Origin of the sequence: Protofrankia sp. CiP1_Cm_nod2 (genome assembly GCF_920664355.1) — a bacterium.
GTDB lineage: Bacteria > Actinomycetota > Actinomycetes > Frankiales > Frankiaceae > Protofrankia.
In genome coordinates, this window is the sequence record NZ_CAKKTL010000030.1 from 5,813 (window position 1) to 25,065 (window position 19,253).

Annotated in this window: 14 protein-coding genes; 13 read left to right on the forward strand and 1 reads right to left on the reverse strand. The window is 71.5% G+C overall.

Annotated elements, in window-relative coordinates; all coding sequences use genetic code 11:
* From NBW84_RS05340 to NBW84_RS05390, 11 genes are all read left to right on the forward strand, one after another.
* The coding region (locus tag NBW84_RS05340; protein ID WP_250282245.1) for a bifunctional riboflavin kinase/FAD synthetase at positions 1–855 on the forward strand (855 nt) is incomplete at its 5' end.
* 141 nt (positions 856–996) lie between these two features.
* The gene (gene rpsO / locus NBW84_RS05345; RefSeq protein ID WP_250282247.1) at positions 997–1,266 is read left to right on the forward strand and encodes a 30S ribosomal protein S15; all 270 of its coding nucleotides are present in this window, start codon (positions 997–999) and stop codon (positions 1,264–1,266) included.
* Between the two features lie 214 nt (positions 1,267–1,480).
* Positions 1,481–3,682, forward strand: a complete 2,202-nt coding sequence (locus tag NBW84_RS05350) for a polyribonucleotide nucleotidyltransferase (RefSeq protein ID WP_250282249.1) — start codon at positions 1,481–1,483, stop codon at positions 3,680–3,682.
* A 9-nt stretch (positions 3,683–3,691) separates the two neighbouring features.
* Positions 3,692–5,005 (forward strand): M16 family metallopeptidase, encoded by a 1,314-nt coding sequence (locus tag NBW84_RS05355; RefSeq protein ID WP_250282251.1) that lies wholly within the window; start codon positions 3,692–3,694, stop codon positions 5,003–5,005.
* Positions 5,002–5,769: a 4-hydroxy-tetrahydrodipicolinate reductase gene (gene dapB, locus NBW84_RS05360; protein ID WP_250282253.1), complete on the forward strand. Its 768-nt coding sequence runs from the start codon at positions 5,002–5,004 to the stop codon at positions 5,767–5,769. The genes NBW84_RS05355 and dapB overlap by 4 nt, the downstream gene beginning before the upstream one ends.
* A 25-nt stretch (positions 5,770–5,794) precedes the next feature.
* Positions 5,795–6,244 carry a hypothetical protein gene (locus NBW84_RS05365; protein WP_250282255.1) on the forward strand — a complete coding sequence of 150 codons (450 nt, stop codon included), beginning with the start codon at positions 5,795–5,797 and terminating at the stop codon, positions 6,242–6,244.
* Positions 6,245–6,262: 18 nt separating this feature from the next.
* On the forward strand, positions 6,263–7,978 hold the full coding sequence (locus NBW84_RS05370; RefSeq protein ID WP_250282256.1) for an Hsp70 family protein: 1,716 nt from the start codon (positions 6,263–6,265) through the stop codon (positions 7,976–7,978).
* Positions 7,979–7,988: 10 nt separating this feature from the next.
* Entirely contained in the window at positions 7,989–10,094 is a 2,106-nt protein-coding gene (locus NBW84_RS05375) for a hypothetical protein (protein ID WP_250282258.1), read from the forward strand.
* A 117-nt stretch (positions 10,095–10,211) separates the two neighbouring features.
* Positions 10,212–10,940 (forward strand): FAD-dependent thymidylate synthase, encoded by a 729-nt coding sequence (gene thyX / locus NBW84_RS05380; RefSeq protein WP_250282284.1) that lies wholly within the window; start codon positions 10,212–10,214, stop codon positions 10,938–10,940.
* A 9-nt stretch (positions 10,941–10,949) separates the two neighbouring features.
* Positions 10,950–13,382, forward strand: coding sequence for a phosphoketolase family protein (locus NBW84_RS05385; RefSeq protein WP_250282259.1), 2,433 nt, complete (start codon positions 10,950–10,952; stop codon positions 13,380–13,382).
* A gap of 28 nt (positions 13,383–13,410) precedes the next feature.
* Positions 13,411–14,517 (forward strand): acetate/propionate family kinase, encoded by a 1,107-nt coding sequence (locus NBW84_RS05390; RefSeq protein WP_250292381.1) that lies wholly within the window; start codon positions 13,411–13,413, stop codon positions 14,515–14,517.
* Here the strand turns inward: NBW84_RS05390 and NBW84_RS05395 are convergent.
* Entirely contained in the window at positions 14,411–15,760 is a 1,350-nt protein-coding gene (locus NBW84_RS05395; protein WP_250282261.1) for an HNH endonuclease, read from the reverse strand. The genes NBW84_RS05390 and NBW84_RS05395 overlap by 107 nt on opposite strands.
* A 638-nt stretch (positions 15,761–16,398) precedes the next feature.
* On the opposite strand from NBW84_RS05395, the gene dapA reads away from it, so the two are divergent.
* Positions 16,399–17,355, forward strand: a complete 957-nt coding sequence (dapA, locus tag NBW84_RS05400) for a 4-hydroxy-tetrahydrodipicolinate synthase (RefSeq protein WP_250292377.1) — start codon at positions 16,399–16,401, stop codon at positions 17,353–17,355.
* A complete protein-coding gene (locus NBW84_RS05405) occupies positions 17,352–19,037 on the forward strand; it encodes a ribonuclease J (RefSeq protein WP_250282264.1) in 1,686 nt (561 codons plus the stop codon). The genes dapA and NBW84_RS05405 overlap by 4 nt, the downstream gene beginning before the upstream one ends.
* Positions 19,038–19,253 lie beyond the last annotated feature (216 nt).

Here is a 19,253-nt window from a genome sequence, read left to right on the forward strand (position 1 = left end):
ATCACCCGTGCGGTCGAGCGGGGGCGTCAGGCCGGCGAGCCGGTCCTGGTGCTGACCTTCGACCCGCATCCGGCGGAGGTCATCAGTCCAGGCAGTCACCCACCGTTGTTGACCACTCCTGATTTCAAGATCGAACTGCTGGGCCGCCTGGGTGCCGACGCCGTGTGCGTACAGTCGTTCACGCCCGAGTTCAGCCTGATGCCGGCGGCGGACTTCGTCCACGGCATGCTGCGGCCCCGGCTGCGGCCGAGTGTGGTGGTGGTCGGCGATAACTTCACCTACGGCCACCGGGCGGAGGGGAACCTGGAGAGCCTGCGCCGCGCCGGCGAGGCGGCGGGCTTCGCGGTGGAGGGCGTCCGGCTCGTGCGCGAGGACGACCATGTGCTCTCCTCCACCCACATTCGGGCTCGTATCGCCGAGGGTGACGTGGCGACGGCGGCGCGTGCGCTCGGCCGTGACCATCGGGTCGAGGGGACCGTGGTGCACGGGGACGCGCGCGGGCGGACCATCGGATATCCGACAGCGAACCTGCGCACCACCCGGTACGCGGCGGTGCCGGCGGACGGCGTCTACGCCGGGTACGTGCTGCGGGCCACCGAGCGTCATCCGGCGCGTCACCCGGCGGCGATCTCGATCGGGACGAACCCCACGTTCGATGGCGCCGACCGCCGGGTCGAGGCGTACCTGCTCGACTTCGACGGCGATCTCTACGGCGCCCAGCTGGCGTTCGAGTTCACCGAACGGCTGCGCCCGACCCTGCGTTTCGACTCCGTGGGCGACCTCGTCACCCAGATGGCCGCCGACGTGACCGCCACCCGCAAGATCATCGCGGTAGCGGGCCCGGGGCACCGGTAGCCGTGGGACGCCGGCGGACGCAGGTCGGGCAGTACCCGCTGGGTTGGTAAGCTTCGACACCAGACGAGCGTGGTGTGTCCGTCAGCCCGGGTGGGGAAGACCCCGGGCGCGCATCCCGCCCGGTGACGAAAGAGGTTTCGCATGCCGCTCGCGAGCGACGTCAAGCAGCAGATCCTGTCCGAGTACGCCACGGTCGAGCGGGACACCGGCTCCCCCGAGGTGCAGGTGGCGATGCTCACCCGGCGGATCAGTGACCTGACCGAGCACCTGAAGATGCACAAGCACGACCATCACAGCCGGCGGGGCCTGCTGCTGCTGGTCGGGCGCCGGCGGCGGCTGTTGAACTACCTCGCCAACACCGACATCAGCCGGTACCGGTCGCTGATCGAGCGGCTCGGGCTGCGGCGGTAGCGGCGGAGGCGGGGATAGCGATGGGGAAGCGATGTCGTATGTGAGGCGATGTCGCTTCCATTGATCTGACCGGGTCCGTGACGGTGCGAGCTGTCGGTCCTCGGTGGTGGTGCCCGGGTGCTGGGCCGTACGAGGCGGTCGTACGGTGGACCCGGGGGCTTCGACTGAGCGCCGGCCTCCTCGGCGAGACGGACCCGGCCGATGTGGAGGAGGAATGGTGCCAGTAGAAGACCAGACGATCTCGGCCGAGGCAGTCATCGACAACGGTGCCGCCGGCCAGCGGACCGTCCGTTTCGAGACGGGCCGGCTGGCCCGCCAGGCGGCCGGCTCGGCCGTCGCCTACCTGGGCGACACGATGGTGCTGTCCGCGACGACGGTCAGCAAGCAGCCCAAGGAGCAGCTCGACTTCTTCCCGCTGACGGTGGACGTCGAGGAGCGGATGTACGCCGCCGGGCGTATCCCCGGCTCGTTCTTCCGGCGGGAGGGGCGTCCCAGCGAGGACGCGATCCTGACCTGCCGCCTGATCGACCGCCCGTTGCGGCCGTCGTTCGTCAAGGGCCTGCGCAACGAGATCCAGATCGTGGCGACAGTGCTCGCCCTCGACCCGGACACGCTCTACGACGTGGTCGCGATCAACGCCGCCAGCGCGTCCACGACACTGGCCGGGCTGCCGTTCTCAGGCCCGGTCGGGGCCACCCGGGTCGGCTATGTGGACGGGACCTGGATCGCCTTCCCGACCCACGCGGAGCTGGAGCGGGCCACCTTCGACATGGTTGTGGCCGGCCGCGTCCTCGACGACGGCTCCGACGTCGCGATCATGATGGTCGAGGCGGAGGCCACCGTGCAGACGATCCCGCTGCTCGCCGCGGGATCGTCCGCCCCGACCGAGGACGTCGTGGCCGCGGGCCTGGAGGCGGCCAAGCCCGCCATCCGGGAGCTGTGCCGGGCCCAGCGCGAACTGGCCGAGCGGGCAGCCAAGCCCACCCGTGACTTCCCGCTGTTCATCGACTACCACGACGACGTGCTGGAAGCGCTCACGATAGCGGTCGGTGACGAGCTGGCCGCGGCGCTGCGCATCGCGGGCAAGCAGGAGCGGGAGACCGAGCTCGACCGGGTCCGCCTGCTGGCCGCGGAGAAGGTCGTGGGCCAGTTCGAGGGCCGGGAGAAGGAGATCGGCGCGGCCTACCGCGCCCTGACCAAGAAGCTGGTGCGCCAGCGCATCGTCGCCGACGGCGTCCGCATCGACGGGCGTGGGGTCACCGAGATCCGCGAGCTGGCGGCGGAGGTCGACTTCATCCCCCGGGTGCACGGCTCGGCGCTGTTCGAGCGGGGCGAGACCCAGATCCTCGGCGTGACCACCCTGGCCATGCTGCGGATGGAGCAGACGGTCGACACGCTCAACCCCGACCGCACCAAGCGCTACATGCACAACTACAACTTCCCGCCGTACTCCACCGGGGAGACCGGCCGGGTGGGCTCGCCGAAGCGGCGCGAGATCGGCCATGGCGCGCTGGCCGAGCGGGCGCTGCTGCCCGTGCTGCCCAGCCGGGAGGAGTTCCCGTACGCGATCCGGCAGGTCTCCGAGGCGCTGGGCTCCAACGGGTCGACCAGTATGGGGTCGGTCTGCGCGAGCACGTTGTCGTTACTGAACGCCGGTGTCCCGCTCAAGGCCGCCGTCGCCGGGATCGCGATGGGGCTCATCCGCGAGGGTGACCAGTTCGTCACGCTCACCGACATCCTCGGTGCCGAGGACGCCTACGGCGACATGGACTTCAAGGTCGCCGGGACGCGGGAGTTCGTCACGGCCCTCCAGCTCGACACGAAGCTGGACGGCATTCCCGCCACCGTCCTCGCCGGCGCGCTCCAGCAGGCCAGGGCCGCGCGGCTGGCGATCCTCGACGTCATGGCCGAGGCCATCGACGGGCCGGACGAGATGTCCGCCCACGCGCCACGGGTCATCTCCGTCAAGATCCCGGTAGACAAGATCGGTGAGGTCATCGGCCCGAAGGGCAAGATGATCAATCAGATCCAGGCGGACAGCGGGGCCGAGATCACCGTCGAGGACGACGGCACCATCTACATCGGCGCGCAGGACGGCGTCTCCGCCGAGAGCGCTCGTTCGGCGATCAACGCGATCGCCAACCCGCAGCTCCCCGAGGTCGGGGAACGCTACCTGGGCACGATCGTCAAGATCACGACCTTCGGCGCGTTCGTCTCGCTGACCCCGGGCAAGGACGGGCTCCTCCACGTCAGCAAGCTCAAGCAGCTCTCCGGAGGGAAGCGGGTGGAGAAGGTGGAAGAGGTGGTCCAGGTCGGCCAGAAGCTCCAGGTCGAGATCACCGACATCGACAGCCGCGGGAAGATCAGCCTGAGCCCCGTGGTCGAGGACGCCGACGGCGTCCCGGTCGGGGCCTGACCGCCGCCGGTGACCGACACGGCTGTCATCAGGGCGGGCGAGGAGCTGCTGTCCGGCGGGGTCCGGCGGGTGATGCTGCCCGGTGGGCTGCGGGTGCTCACCGAGCAGGTCCCCGGGGTCCGCTCGGTCGCGATCGGGATCTGGGTCGGGGTGGGCTCCCGCGACGAGAGCCCACTGACGGCGGGCTGCTCCCACTACCTCGAGCACCTGCTGTTCAAGGGCACTCCCTCCCGGGACGCGCTCACGATCAGCGCGGCGATCGAGGCGGTCGGCGGTGAGCTCAACGCCTTCACGACCAAGGAGTACACCTGCTACTACGTGCGGGTGCTCGACAGCGACCTCGCCGACGCGGTCGAGGTGCTCAGCGACATGATCTCCCATTCGCTGATCACCGCCGACGACGTCGAGGCCGAGCGCGGCGTGATCCTCGAGGAGATCGCCATGCACGACGACGACCCGAGCGACGTCGTGCACGACGTGTTCTCCGCGGCCCTGCTCGGCGACACCGAGCTGGGCCGCCCGGTGCTGGGCACGACCGAGTCCATCGAGAACCTCGAGCGCGACACCATCGCCGAGTACTACCGCTCCCGGTACACCCTGTCGGACATGGTGGTCGCGGTCGCCGGCAACATCGACCATGAGCGGACGCTCGCGCTCGTCACCTCGGCCTTCGCCGACCGGCTGGGCGGGCTGGGCGCCCCGGCGGCGGCGCGCGGCGGTTCCTACACCTACCCCGACGCCGCGGGCGTGGTGGTCCACCGGCGTCCCACCGAGCAGGCGCACGTCGTGCTCGGCACCGTCGGGATGTCCCGCCAGGACGACCGCCGGTTCGCCCTGGGAATCATGTCCTCGGCCCTCGGCGGGGGGATGAGCTCCCGGCTGTTCCAGGAGGTCCGGGAGAAGCGCGGGCTGGCCTACTCCGTCTACTCGTTCGCCTCCCACTTCGCCGACGCCGGGCTGTTCGGCGTGTACGCGGGATGCGCGCCGCGGCGCGCCGACGACGTGCTCGCCCTCTGCCGCGAGCAGCTCGAGCTGATGGCGACGGCGGGCGTCACCGACGAGGAGCTGGCCCGGGCCAAGGGCCAGAGCCGGGGCTCCCTGGTGCTGGGCCTGGAGGACACCGGTTCGCGGATGAGCCGGATCGGCAAGAGCGAGCTCGTCCACGGCGAGCTGCTCTCCGTCGACGAGATACTTGCCCGGGTGGACGCGGTCACCCGCGACGACGTCCGGGCCGTCGCCGCCGAGCTGCTCACCCGTCCGCTCGCCCTGGGCGTGATCGGCCCGTTCGACGGCCACGACTTCGCGCGGGTGGTCGCGGCATGAGCTCCGCTCCCGCCGCCCCCGAGCGCCTGCGGGTCGGTGTGCTCGGCGCCCGCGGCCGGATGGGCTCGACGGTCCGCGCCGCCGTCGAAGCCGCTGACGATCTCTCCCTGGTCGCCGCGGCCGACGCCGGGGACGACCGCGACGCCCTGCGCGCCGCCCAGATCGTCGTCGACTTCACCCGCCCCGACGCCGTCATGGACAACCTGCGCTGGTGCGTCGACGCCGGCCTGCACGTCGTCGTGGGCACCTCCGGCTTTGACGCGCAGCGGCTGGCCACCGTGCGCGGCTGGCTCGCCGACGCCCCCGGGGTCGGGGTGCTGGTGGCCCCGAACTTCGGGGTCGCGGCGGTGCTCATGATCCATTTTGCCGCCCAGGCAGCCCGCTTCTTCGAGTCCGTGGAGATCGTCGAGCTGCACCATCCGGGCAAGCTCGACGCCCCCAGCGGGACGGCCGCCCACACCGCGGAGGCGGTCGCGCGGGCCCGGGCCAAGGCCGGGCTGGACCCGGCCGGCCCGGACGCCACCTCGTCCGCGCTGCCCGGGGCGCGCGGCGCGCGGGTCGGCGGGGTGCCCGTCCACAGCATCCGGCTGTCCGGGCTCGTCGCGCACCAGGAGGTGCTCTTCGGCGGCGCCGGCGAGACGCTGACCCTGCGTCACGACTCGTTGGACCGGACCTCCTTCATGCCGGGGGTGCTGCTCGGCGTGCGCCGCACGCCCGACCGGCCCGGCCTGACCGTGGGCCTCGAGGCCCTGCTCGAGCTGTGAGGCCCGGACCGTTGGGGCCGCGGCGGTGAAGGCCCGTCACGTGGTGGTCGTGCTGGTCGTCGCGGCGGTGTTCTACCTCGCCCTGATCGGCTGGCGGGGCGTCCAGCTGCTCACCGAGGACAGCTGGGCCGCGCGCGGGATGGGCGTGGGCGTCCTGCTGCTGCCCGTGGTGGGCGTGGCCGTCGTCGTCCGGGAGCTGCAGTTCGGCCGGGCGGCCGAACGGCTGGGCCGCCAGTTGTCAGCGGAATCCGCCGACGTCGCGACGCAGCTGCCGCGACGCCCCTCCGGCCGGATCGACCGCGCCGCCGCCGACGCGCTCTTCGAGACCCGGCGGGCCGAGACCGAGGCGGCCCCCCGGGACTGGCGGGCCTGGTACCGGCTCGCGGCGGCTTACGGTGACGCTGGGGACACCCGTCGGGGACGGCGTGCGATGCGCTACGCAATAGCTCTCGAACGCGCCGATTCCGCCGCGTGATCTCGATACGTTTCGGACATGAGCGCGGGCGTCGTCTACGGAATCGATCTCGGAACCACGTACAGCTGTGTTGCCCGGGTGAACCGGTTGGGGGAGCCGGAGGTGGTCCCGCTCTCCGACGGCGCCGCCACGCTGCCGAGCGTCGTGCTGTTCGTCGGGCCGGACGACTACGTCACCGGTGAGCCCGCCCGCCGTCTCGCCCGCGCCCGTGCCGACGACGTGTGCGCGCTGGTCAAACGCCGGATGGGCGACGGTGACTGGCGTTTCGTCAGCTCCGGGCGGGCCTGGTCGGCACCGGCGGTCAGCAGCCTGATCCTGCGGGCGCTGGTCGGCGACGTGGCCTTCGCCGCCGGCGAGTCGGTCCGCGACGTCGTCATCACCGTCCCGGCCTACTTCGGTGACGAGGAGCGCCGCGCGACGGTGCTCGCCGGGCAGTACGCCGGCCTCACGGTCGTGGACGTCATCAACGAGCCGACCGCCGCCGCGCTGTCCTATGGTTTCGCCCGGTTCAACGCCGACGCCTCCGGCGCCTCCGACGCGGGCCGGAGCGGGCGGGAGGGGCACGAGGAGGCCGCGCTCGTCTACGACCTCGGCGGCGGCACCTTCGACGTGACCGTCGTCGAGCTCGCCGACCGCCGGGTCTCGGTGGTCGCGGTCGACGGCGACCACCAGCTCGGCGGGGCCGACTGGGACGAGAAGATCGTGCTGTACCTGTCCCGGCAGTTCCTCGACGCCCATCCCGGCGCCGAGGACCCCCTCGACGACTCCGAGGCCGCCCAGGCGCTGCTGCTGGCGGCCGAACAGGCTAAGCGCGAGCTCAGCGACCGGACGCGGACAACGGTCCGGGTGGAGCACGACGGGCACGCGCTGACGGTGCCGTTCTCCCGGGACGACCTGGAGCGGCTGACCGCCGGCCTGCTGGAGCGGACCGTGACACTGGCCCGCTCCGTCCTGGCCGCGGCCCGGGCCCGCGGGGTCGCCCGGCTGGACCGGGTGCTGCTCGTCGGCGGCTCGTCCCGGATGCCGGCGGTGGCCCGCCGGCTGGCCGCCGAGCTCGGCGTGCCGGTGGAGCTGCGCGACCCCGACCTCGCGGTTGCCAAGGGCGCGGCCCTCTACGGGGAGAAGAAGGCCATCGAGCGGCTGGTGCTGGCCGACCTGGTGTCCCGGGGGCAGATCCTCGACGGCGCCCAGCCCGACACCGCCGCGCCCGAGGATCTCGCCGCCGCCTGCCGGCGCCTGGCGGACGCCTTCGGGCTGACCGCCGAGCGGGTCCGCCGCACCGTCGAGGTGCAGGTGGTCAACGTGGTCTCCCGCGGGTTCGGCGTGCTCGCGCTCGACCGTTTCGGCGAACGCTCCGCGGTGTTCCTCGTCCACCGCAACGACCGGCTGCCGATAGCGGTCAGGCGCAGCTTCGGCACCGTCCGCGACGATCAGGATGTTGTCACGGTTCATGTGGTGGAACAGGGCGGCGGTGCCGAGTCGACCCGGGTCGACGACGTTAAGATCATCGCACAGGCGGACATCACCGGGATCCCCCCGGGCTTCCCGGCCGGGACGCCCATCGAGATCACCTTCCGGATGGGCTTCGACGGCATCCTGGAGGTGACCGCGCTGCACGAGGGGCTGGCCGACCGTCCCCTGACCGTGCGGGTGGAGACCAGCGCGGCACTCAGCCAGGCCGACGTCGCCCGGGAACGGGACGCGGTGGCCCGGCTGCGCCGTCGGGAGGGCTGAAGGAGCGGGCGTGGAGGATTTCCAGCCTAACGACTACCGCAAGCGGGTCCTTGCCGTCGTCCAGGCCCGCGGTGGGGCCGGGCAGTCCGACCCCTTCGAGCTGTACGACATCCCGCTGGCGGAGGCCGACCGGCTCACCGACGCCGACGTCGCCGCCCGCGTCGAGGCGGTGTGGGCCTTCTGGCAGAAGTCCCGGGACCATCCCAAGTACCGAGGCCTGGTGCTCGCCCTGCTGGCCGCGCACGACCAGGCCGGCCCGGAGCTGCTCGACGCGCGCCGCCGCGGCCTGCTCGCCGAGCGGGTCCGCCGCGAGCGCGACGACCGGGACGGGCAGCGCTTCGCCGACCTCGACGCCGCCGTGGCCCGGCTGGTGCAGCGCTTCGGCGGCCTGCCCGAGGACAAGCTCCCCGGCCTGCGGCAGCTCGCCGCCGAGCGTGGCATCGACGCCGACGCCTTCGCCCTGCGGGTGCGCCGGTACAAGGTGCTGCCCGCCGGGACGCCGGCGCGTCCCGACCGTCCCGCCGTCGACCCCGACCTGCTCCGGCAGGTACGCGCCGACCTCGACGAGCTCGGCCGGCTGTCCGGGGAGACCCCGCCGACGAGCCTGCTCACCCTGCTCGGCCTGCCTCCCGAGGCCGACCGGGACGAGATCCGCCAGGCCCGGGACGAGTTCGCCGCCCGCAACCGCGAACGCCGCCCGGACCGCCGCCGCGCACTCGTGGACGACCTGCTGGCCGCGGTCACCGCCCTGCTCGTCGACGCCGACCCGGCGCTGTACCTGGACGCCCTGGCGGCCGACGTGACCGCCCGGCTGCGCCCGGCGGTGGCCGCGGCGGTGCTGGTCGAGGACGCCCTCACCCCACGGCACTACACGGGCTTCCTCACCGAGGCCGAGGAGCACGGCCTCGACCGGGGCCGGGCCGAGGCCGTGCTCGCCGAACTCGCCCGCGAGCACGGCGTCGACGTGCCGGACGCCCCCGTCCGGGCTCAGCCGGCCCGGCTGCCCCGGCCGGCCCAGCCGGCCCGACCGGCCCCGCCAGCTCAGCCGTCCCGGGCCACACAGTGGCTGGAACCGCTGGCCAGGGCCCGGGCCGCGCTACGGGCGGGCCGCCCGGTCGAGGCCCACGAGCAGGTCGCCGAGGCCCGGGAGCGGGCCGGGGAGCTGCTGCCCGCGATCCGGGCCGTCGCCGACGAGGTCGAGCAGGCCATCCGCGAGGCCGGGTCGCGGTGGCGGCAGGTCGAGGCGGCGCTGGCCGGCCGCAACCTGCGGACCGCCGCCCGGCTGCTCGACGAGCTCGCCCGCGACGCCGCCGACGTGCCCGGCCGGGACGGGCGCAGCGTCGCCGAGGAGACCGCGGCCGTCCGCGAGCAGCTCGCGCGCGCCGACGAGATGGTCGCCGCCGCCGGCCGCAGCCACGGCGCGCAGCGGGAGAGCCTGCTGCTGGAGGCACTGGAGATCGTCGCCGACCATCAGGCCGCCCGCGACGCCCTCGCCGTCACCGGGGTGGCGCCACCGGCGCGGGTGCGGGCCCGGCGTGCCGGCCGCGCCGTGGTGGTCACCTGGCAGCCGTCGCCGTCGGCAGGCACGATCAGGTACCGCGTGCTGCGGATCGGGCCGGACGGCGCCTCCCGCGCGGTCGGCGTCACCCAGGTCACCAGCATCGAGGACGGCGGGGTCGGCCCGGACGCGCCGATCCCGGTCTACGAGGTGCTCGCCGGCCGCTCCGGGCTGTGGTCCGCCCCCGCCCGGTCCGGCGCGGACCAGCCCGGCCCTGCTCCCGTCCTGACCGCGCCCGTCGCCCTGAACGCCGCGGACCGCCTCGAGCCCGCGACCGGTCTGCACCTCGCCGGTGACCTGCTGCGCTGGACCTGGCCGCCGGGCTGCACCGAGATGATGGTCGTCTGGCGCTCCGACGCGCCGGCCGGCACGGCGGACGACCCGGCCGCGCATCGCCGTAAGGTCACCAACGCCAGATACGACGTGGACGGCGGCCTCCCGGTGCCGGCCGAACGGCCGCTGCACCTGGCGGTGTTCGGATGCGTGCGCGACGGCGGGCGGCTGCTGGTCGCCAGCGTCTGCCCGCCGTCGGCCCGCCTGTGGGCGGCCGGGGGTTGACGGGGGGATGACCGTCGATCCTGGTCTACCACGGCCCGGCGCCGCCCAGAATCTAGGCCGCCGTAGGTCGCCATAGGTCCGGTCCGGGGCCAGTTGGCCGCAGGTTACGGTATGGGCATGCGCGTCCAGATCATCGCTCAGACGCAGTTCACCCCACCGGACGACGTCGACTGGTCCACCGATGCCGACGGTGGCCAGGCGCTCGCGGAGTTCGCCGGCCGGGCCTGTTACCAGAGCTGGTCGAAACCGAACCCCGCCACGGCCACGAACGCCGGCTACCTGCGCCACATCCTCGACGTCGGGCACCTGTCCGTGCTCGAGCACGCGACGGTGAGCGTGTACATCACCGGGGTCTCCCGGAGCCTGACCCACGAGCTGGTCCGCCACCGGCACTTCTCCTACAGCCAGCTTTCCCAGCGTTACGTACCGGAGCGGGACGCCGCCGTGATCGAGCCCGACGTCATCGCCGAGGACCCACGGCTGCACGAGCTGTTCACCGAGGCCGCCGCCGCCTCCCTGGAGGCCTACGGCAGGCTCCTCGAGGGGCTGGAGAAGCGGTTCGCCGACGTGGCGGCACCGACCTCCCGGCGCAAGCTCGCCCGGCAGGCCGCCCGGTCGGTGCTGCCCAACGCCACCGAGACCCGGATCGTGGTGACCGGGAACTACCGGGCCTGGCGTCACTTCGTCGCGATGCGGGCGAGCGAGGCGGCCGACGTCGAGATCCGCGCCCTGGCGGTGGCGGTGCTGCGTGAGCTCCAGCGACTCGCGCCGAATGTCTTCGGCGACTTCCAGGTGACCGCCCTGGACGACGGGACCGAGGTTGCGTCGAGCCCGCTCGCCGACTGAGGTGGATGCATGACCAACAGCCTTCTCACCGCCGCCGCAGGGCCGCTGTCACCGGGGCCGCTGTCACCGGACGAGCTGCGGCGCATCCACGCCTACTGGCGCGCGGCGAACTATCTGTCGGTCGGCCAGATCTACCTGCTCGACAACCCCCTGCTGCGGGAGCCCCTGCGGGCCGAGCATGTCAAGCCCCGCCTGCTCGGCCACTGGGGCACCACACCGGGGCTCAACCTGATCTACGCCCACATGAACCGCGTGATCAGGACGAACGACCTCAACGCGATCTACGTCATCGGCCCGGGCCACGGCGGCCCCGGCATCGTCGCGAACGCCTACCTGGAAGGCACGTACTCCGAGGTCTGCCCCTCCATCACCCGGGACGCCGCCGGGCTGCGCCGGCTGTTCCGCCAGTTCTCCTTCCCCGGTGGCATCCCCAGCCATGTGGCGCCGGAGACCCCCGGCTCGATCCACGAGGGCGGGGAGCTCGGCTACGCCCTCACCCATGCCTTCGGCGCCGCGTTCGACAACCCTGACCTGCTGGTCTGCGCGGTCGTCGGGGACGGGGAGGCCGAGACCGGCCCGCTGGCGGCGAGCTGGCACTCGAACAAGTTCCTCGACCCGGTCCGTGACGGCGCGGTACTGCCGATCCTCCACCTGAACGGCTACAAGATCGCCCAACCGGCCGTGCTCGCGCGCATCCCCCAGGCCGAGCTCGACCATCTGATGCGCGGCTACGGCTACCAGCCGTTCCACGTCACCGGGGACGATCCCGAGCAGGTCCACCAGCGCTTCGCCGCCGTCCTCGACACCGTCGTCGCCGAGATCGCCCGGATTCAGCGGCAGGCACGGGCGCACGGCGACCCGTCCCGCCCGCTGTGGCCCATGATCGTCCTTCGCACCCCGAAGGGCTGGACCGGCCCGGCCGTCGTCGACGGCGCGCAGGTCGAGGGCACGTGGCGGTCCCACCAGGTGCCGGTCGCGCAGATCCACGACAGTCCGGAGCACCTGGCGGAGCTGGAACGGTGGCTGCGCGGCTACCGGCCCGAGGAGCTCTTCGACGCCGACGGCCGCCTGGTCGCCGAACTCGCCGGCCTCGCGCCGTCGGGCAACCGGCGGATGAGCGCGAACCCGCACGCCAACGGCGGGGAACTGCTGCGCGACCTGGCCCTGCCCGACTTCCGCGACTACGCCGTGGAGGTCACCAGCCCGGCCACGACGTTCAGCGAGGCGACAAGGGTCCTCGGCGGCTTCCTGCGGGACGTGATGACGGCGAACCCGACGACGTTCCGGGTCATGGGCCCGGACGAGACCGCCTCCAACCGTCTCGGCGCGCTGTTCCAGACGACGTCCCGGGCCTGGAACGCGCAGATCGTCGACGGTGACGACGACCTGGCGCCGGACGGCCGGGTCATGGAGGTGCTCTCGGAGCATCTGTGCCAGGGCTGGCTGGAGGGATACCTCCTCACCGGCCGGCACGGGCTCTTCTCCTGCTACGAGGCGTTCATCCACATCGTCGACTCGATGGTGAACCAGCACGCGAAGTGGCTGAAGACGACCCGCCACATCCCGTGGCGGCGCCCGATCGCGTCGCTGAACTACCTGCTCACCAGCCACGTCTGGCGGCAGGACCACAACGGCTTCTCCCACCAGGACCCGGGCTTCATCGACCACGTGGTCAACAAGAAGGCGGAGATAATCCGGGTCTACCTCCCGCCGGACGCGAACACACTGCTGTCCGTCGCCGACCACTGTCTGCGCAGCCGGCATTACATCAACGTCATCGTGGCCGGCAAGCAGCCAGCGCTGAACTACCTGCCGATGGACGCGGCGATCGCCCACTGCGCCCGGGGCATCGGCATCTGGGACTGGGCCAGCAACGACCACAAAGCCGGCGACCACAAAGCCGGCGATCACGGATCCGTCGACGGCATGCCCGACGTGGTCATGGCATGCGCCGGCGACATCCCGACCCTGGAGACCCTGGCCGCGGTCGACATCCTGCGACGTCACTTCCCCGACCTGAAGGTACGTGTCGTCAACATCGTCGATCTGATGTGCCTCCAGCCCGACAGCGAACATCCACACGGGATCTCCGACGCCCGGTTCGACGCGCTGTTCACCGCTGACCGGCCAGTGATCTTCGCCTACCACGGCTACCCATGGCTGATCCACCGGCTGACCTACCGGCGTACCAACCACATCAACATCCATGTCCGCGGCTACATCGAGGAGGGCACGACCACCACACCGTTCGACATGGTGATGATGAACAACCTCGACCGGTTCCACCTGGTGATCGACGTGATCGACCGGGTCCCGTCACTGGGCGCGCGCGCCGCACACGTTCGGCAGGACATGGTGGACGCCCGGATCGCGGCCCGCGCGTACACCCGCGACTTCGGCACGGACATGCCCGAGATCTCCAACTGGACCTGGCCCTACTAGACGGCCCAGCGCTGTGCACATCAGCGGCGTGAACATCCTCGTGGTCAACGCCGGTTCGTCCAGCCTGAAACTGCGCCTCCTCGGGCCGGGGGACGCTCTGCTGGCCGCGGTCGACCTTCGCGCGCGGGAAGGCCGACCGGACCCGGACGAGGTCACCGCGACGATCACGGACCTGGCCCGCCGCGGCGAGTTCGGCGCGGTCGGGCACCGAATCGTGCACGGCGGGACAGTGTTCACCGGCCCGGTGGTCGTCACCGACCGGGTGGCCAAGGAGCTACACTCGCTCGCCGTACTGGCCCCGCTGCACCAGCCGGCGGCGCTCGCCGCACTGGCCGAGATACGGACCGCGGCGCCCGGCATCACCCAGGTCGCCTGCTTCGACACCTCCTTCCACGCCCGGATGCCACCGGCCGCGACCACCTACGCGGTCCCGGCCGACTGGCGGGACCGTCTCGGCGTGCGCCGCTACGGCTTCCACGGGCTGTCCCACGCGTACGCGTCCCGCCGGGCGGCGGTACTGACCGGCGGGAGCCGGGTGGTGACCTGCCATCTTGGGTCGGGCGCGTCGCTGGCGGCCGTCCGCGACGGCGTCGGCATCGACACCACCATGGGGTTCACCCCCTTGGAGGGGCTGGTCATGTCGACCCGCTCCGGCACGATCGATCCGGGTCTGCTGTTGTGGCTGCAGACGTCGGCCGGCCTGTCCGCCGACGAGCTCACCGAGGCGTTGTTCCACCGGTCGGGCCTGGCCGCCCTGGCCGGCACCCCGGACATGCGTACGGTCGTCGACCAGGCCGTCACCGGCGAGGCCGCCTCCTCCCTGGCGCTGGCGGTCTACCTCCACCGCCTGCGTGCGCAGATCGCCGCGATGGCGGCGGCTCTCGGCGGCCTGGACACGCTGGTCTTCACCGGCGGGGTGGGGGAGCGCTCCGCCGCGGTACGAGCCGGCGCCGCGGACGGGCTGGGCTTCCTCGGTGTGGCTGTCGACCCGGACCGTAACGCCGCCCATACCTCTGGTGATCATGACATCACTGCTGCCGGCTCGCCGGTCCGGACACTCGTTGTCGAGGCCCGCGAGGAGCTGGAGATCGCCCGAGGCGTCCGCGCGTGCCTTGCCGGACAGCTCCCGCGTTGAGGAGAGCGGTGACCGACTCCTGAAGGTGCAGCGGTTCCCCGGCCCACCGTCCGGTGATGGCGTCGTGGGCGACGGACGCGGTCGCGTCCCGCAGATGGCGTAGCGGCTCGTCGCCTGTGCTGAGGGGAGGCTGATGGGGAATCACGGTACCGTCGGGACGCCGTACGGTGACGCTGTGATCCTCGCCGATGGCGAGGATGAGCCCCGCCTCGTGGACGGCATGGTGATGGAACGAGCAGAGCAGAACGAGGTTGTCGAGATCCGTTCTGCCGCCGTCGGCCCAGTGGACGGCGTGGTGGGCGTGCAGCCAGCGGGTGTGGTCGCAGCCGGGGTAGCGGCAGGTGCCCTGGTCACGGGCCTCCAGGAGACGACGTAGGGCCTGTGGGACGGTGCGGCGCCGGCGCCCGGCGTCCGGGATGGTGACACCCGCGTCGCAGGCGAGCCGGCGAACGGTTTCCGGGTGCACCGCGACACCGGGTTCGACGTCACTGCGGGGCTGGTGCGGGCGGCCACTGTCGTGTGGAGGGACGCCGTCGGTGAGCAGGTTCGCGTCGACGTGGACGTTCACGGTGTAGCGGGCGGGGTCGGCCAGCGTAGGTGCCCTGCTGGCGAGGAAACCGCCGGCGACCGTGGTGAGGGCGTCGGCATTCGCGGCCTGGTCGCGAGGCATGTCAGATGTGTGGCCGGCGTGAGCCGCGTCAAGGGCCTTGATGAACAGGGCGCCGTCCTCGGGGGTCAGCCGCGCGTGGACGATCAGGCTGCCGTCGTCGTCCCACCGCCACGAACAGGACCGGCGGGCGTGTCGGTCGACCGCCCTTCCCAGCCCGTCGCGGCCACGCAGACGGCCGTACGCGGCGACGAGCCGGTCAAGCTGACTGGCCGTGGCATGTTCGGCCTGGCGGACCCATTCGGCCTCGCTGTCGACGTCGGCGACCCGGCTGATGGCGCGGGCCTTGGCATAGGACAGCCGGCCGCCCGCGAAGGCGTCGCGCAGCGCGGGGAGCTGTTCGAGAGCATGCCCGACACGGAGGTGCTCATAGCCGGTACGCAGGCTGATCCCGCACTTCCACGACAGCCAGTGCGCACAGGAGCGGATCCCCACCCCTGCCCAGCCCTCGCGGCGGTCGAACGCGGCCAGCGCCAGCAGCCAGGCGCACATCGCGGCTGAGATCCGCCCGGCCCAGGCGCAGATTTCCGCCTCAAGCTGGTGGAGAGGGGCATGCTCCACGTCGATATCGAACATAAGTTCGATATTAGGCCTGCGTCGCCTGTTGCGCAAGAGGGTCGTGACGGCATAAAAGGTCGTGACGGGAAGCCTGAGAGGGGTCGTGAGAGGCGAAGGCTCGTGAGGCGTGAGGCGCGGGTCGGAGGCTGGACTCGTGCCCCGCGGAACACGGCTGCGTCGGTTGCAGAGGCCTGGTGGTCGTAGGTGGTGCTTGCTGATAGTGACGATACGTGCACCGATCTGCTGCTTTTCTGGCGGCAGGCTGTTGCTCGGGTGGGCTGCTGGGGAGCCTTCGGCAGAAAGTCGATCTTTCTGGAGGGAGGGCTGTGTTCCGCGGAACACGGCCGGGACGGCGATGGAACACGGCCGGTGGGCGCAGTGGACGCTGCTGTGCCCAGGGCTGCTGCGCCCGTCAACGGAGTAGACTGATCGCCATGCCGAAGAAACCCGGGCCGGGGGCGCCGTCGGGGTGCTGCCGCCGGGATGCCGGTCGCGCTGGGTAGCGGCTATCGTCGAAGCTTCCTGGCCGTCGTCGGCATTCCGGCCGTCTCATGTGTGACGGACTCATGTGCGTCCGAGGTTGTGCGTCCGAGGTGCCGTCACGTGCCGTGTCGGGTATTGTCCGACAAGGCACCATGAGAACTAAGGTGACCGGCATGTCAGTGTTGTCCCGAGCGCCCTTCGGTCGCATGATTACAGCAATGATCACTCCGTTCACCGTGGACGGTGAACTTGATCTTAAAGGTGCCGCGGCACTCGCGGAGTATCTGGTGGACGTCGGCAACGATGGCCTGGTCGTCAACGGGACGACAGGGGAATCGCCGACCACCTCGGACGCGGAAAAAGAAGAGCTGCTCAGGGCGGTGGTGGAGGCTGTCGGCACCCGGGCGAAGGTGATTGCCGGTGTGGGCACCAACGACACTCGGCACACGGTGGAACTGGCCGTGGCGGCACAGAAGGCCGGCGCGCACGGGCTGCTGGTGGTCAGCCCTTACTACAGCAAGCCTCCGCAGAGCGGGCTTGCGGAGCACTTCCGTACCGTCGCGGACGCTACTGGGCTACCCGTCATGATCTATGATATACCTGGCCGTACCGGTGTCCCGGTGGCAACGGATACGCTGGTACGCTTGGCCGACCATCCACGGATCGTGGCTGTCAAGGACGCCAAGGACGATCTTGGTGCGTCATCGTGGGTCCTTGCTCGAACAGAACTTGCGTACTACTCCGGTACGGACATTCTCAACCTCCCACTCCTGGCGGTGGGGGCCGTGGGGGTCGTAAGCGTCGTCGGGCACGTCGCCACCGCCCGGATTCGTTCGATGATCGATGCTTTCGACGCAGGTGACGCCATTCGTGCCCGTTCACTGCACCTGAGTCTGCTTCCGGCGTACGAGGGCATGTTCAGGAACCAAGGTGTGATCATGACAAAAGCTGCTCTTCACATGGCCGGGCTGCCCGCTGGGGGAGTCCGGCCGCCGCTGGTGGACGCCACCGGGCAGGAGCGCGAGCAACTCCGGGCCGACCTGGCCGCGGCCGGGATCGACCTGTCCGCGGACGTGGCCACCGCTACGGCTGTTACGGCTGCTACGGCTGCAACGGCGGGTTCCGCGTGAGCCATCCCCACCCCGGGCTGAGAACACCGCCACCGCTTCCGCCGGACGGGCTGCGTATCGTCGCGCTCGGGGGCCTCGGCGAGATCGGCCGCAACATGACCGTGTTCGAGTTCGACGGCCGGCTGCTCGTCGTCGACTGCGGAGTGCTCTTCCCCGAGAGCGACCAGCCCGGCGTCGACCTCATCCTCCCCGACTTCACCGCCATCCGGGACAGGCTGGACGCCATCGAGGCGGTCGTGCTCACCCACGCCCACGAGGACCACATCGGCGCCGTCCCCTACCTGCTGCGCGAACGTGCCGACATCCCGCTGGTCGGCTCCCGGCTGACGCTCGCGCTGACCGTGGCCAAGCTCGCCGAGCACCGCATCACGCCGGTCACGGTCGAGGTACGGGAGGGGCAGGTCCACAGTTTCGGCCCGTTCGGTTGCGAGTTCTTCGCGGTCAACCATTCCATCCCGGACGCCCTGGCCGTCGCGATCCGCACACCGGCCGGTCTGGTGCTGCACACCGGCGACTTCAAGATGGACCAGCTTCCCCTCGACGGCAGGCTGACCGACCTGGGCGGCTTCGCCCGGCTCGGCCAGGAGGGCGTCGACCTGCTGCTGTCCGACTCCACCAACGCCGAGGTGCCCGGCTTCGTGACCTCGGAACGGGAGATCGCTCCTGTCCTCGACGGCGTGTTCCGGGATGCGAACAAGAGGATCATCGTCGCGTGCTTCGCCAGCCATGTACACCGGGTACAGCAGATCCTTGACGCGGCGGAGGCGCATGGTCGCTCGGTGTGCTTCGTGGGACGCTCGATGGTGCGCAACATGGGGGTGGCCCGCGACCTGGGCCTGCTGCGGGTCGCGCCGGGCCTCATGGTCGACATGCGGGACGTCGCCTCGCTGCCCGACCGCAACGTCTGCCTGGTCTCAACCGGTTCCCAGGGCGAGCCGTTGTCGGCCCTGTCCCGGATGGCCAACCGTGACCACGCGATCCGGATCGAGGCCGGCGACACGGTCGTGCTCGCCTCCAGCCTGATCCCGGGCAACGAGACCGCGGTCCATCGGGTGATCAACGGGCTGACCCGCTGGGGAGCGAAGGTCGTCCACAAGGGTGTGGCCAAGGTGCACACCTCCGGGCACGCACCGGCCGGCGAGCTCCTCTACGTCCTCAACGCCACCCGTCCGTCCAATGTCATGCCGGTACACGGCGAGTGGCGCCATCTGCGGGCGCACGGCGCGCTCGCCGAGGCGACCGGTGTGCCCGCGGACAGGATCGTGCTCGCCGACGACGGCATGGTCGTTGACCTGGTCGACGGGCAGGCGAACATCACCGGTGTCGTCCCGTGCGGCTACGTCTATGTCGACGGGCTCGCCGTCGGTGACGTCGGCGAGTCGAGTCTGAAGGACCGTCGCATCCTGGGTGATGAGGGCTTCATCACGATCACGGTCGTGGTCGACGCCGCGTCGGGGAAGGTCGTGGGCGGCCCCGAGCTGTCGGCCCGGGGGTTCTCCGACGTCCGCGAGACGTTCGAGCAGGTACGCGGCCTGGTGTCCGAGGCGTTGGCCGAGTCGATGCGCTCTGGCATGGTGGACGTCGCCGCGCTGCAGCAGCTGGTCCGCCGCACGGTCGGACGCTGGGTGAGCGACACCTACCGGCGTCGGCCAATGATCGTGCCGGTGGTGGTCGAGGTCTGAGGCAGCATGCTCTGAGGCGACGCGCCCGGAAGGTCGGGGTTGCCGGATGTCGCGGCCGGAGACCGGTACCGTCCTCGAGTGGCCACACGGGCGAGTGGTACGCGGACGCGTGCCCAGGGCGGGAGGTCTCCCTCCGGCTCGGCGCCTGCGCGGCGTCCACCGGCCGGGGGCAAGGCGTCGAGCGGGAAGCCGGCAGCGAACAGGCCCCGGCCGAAG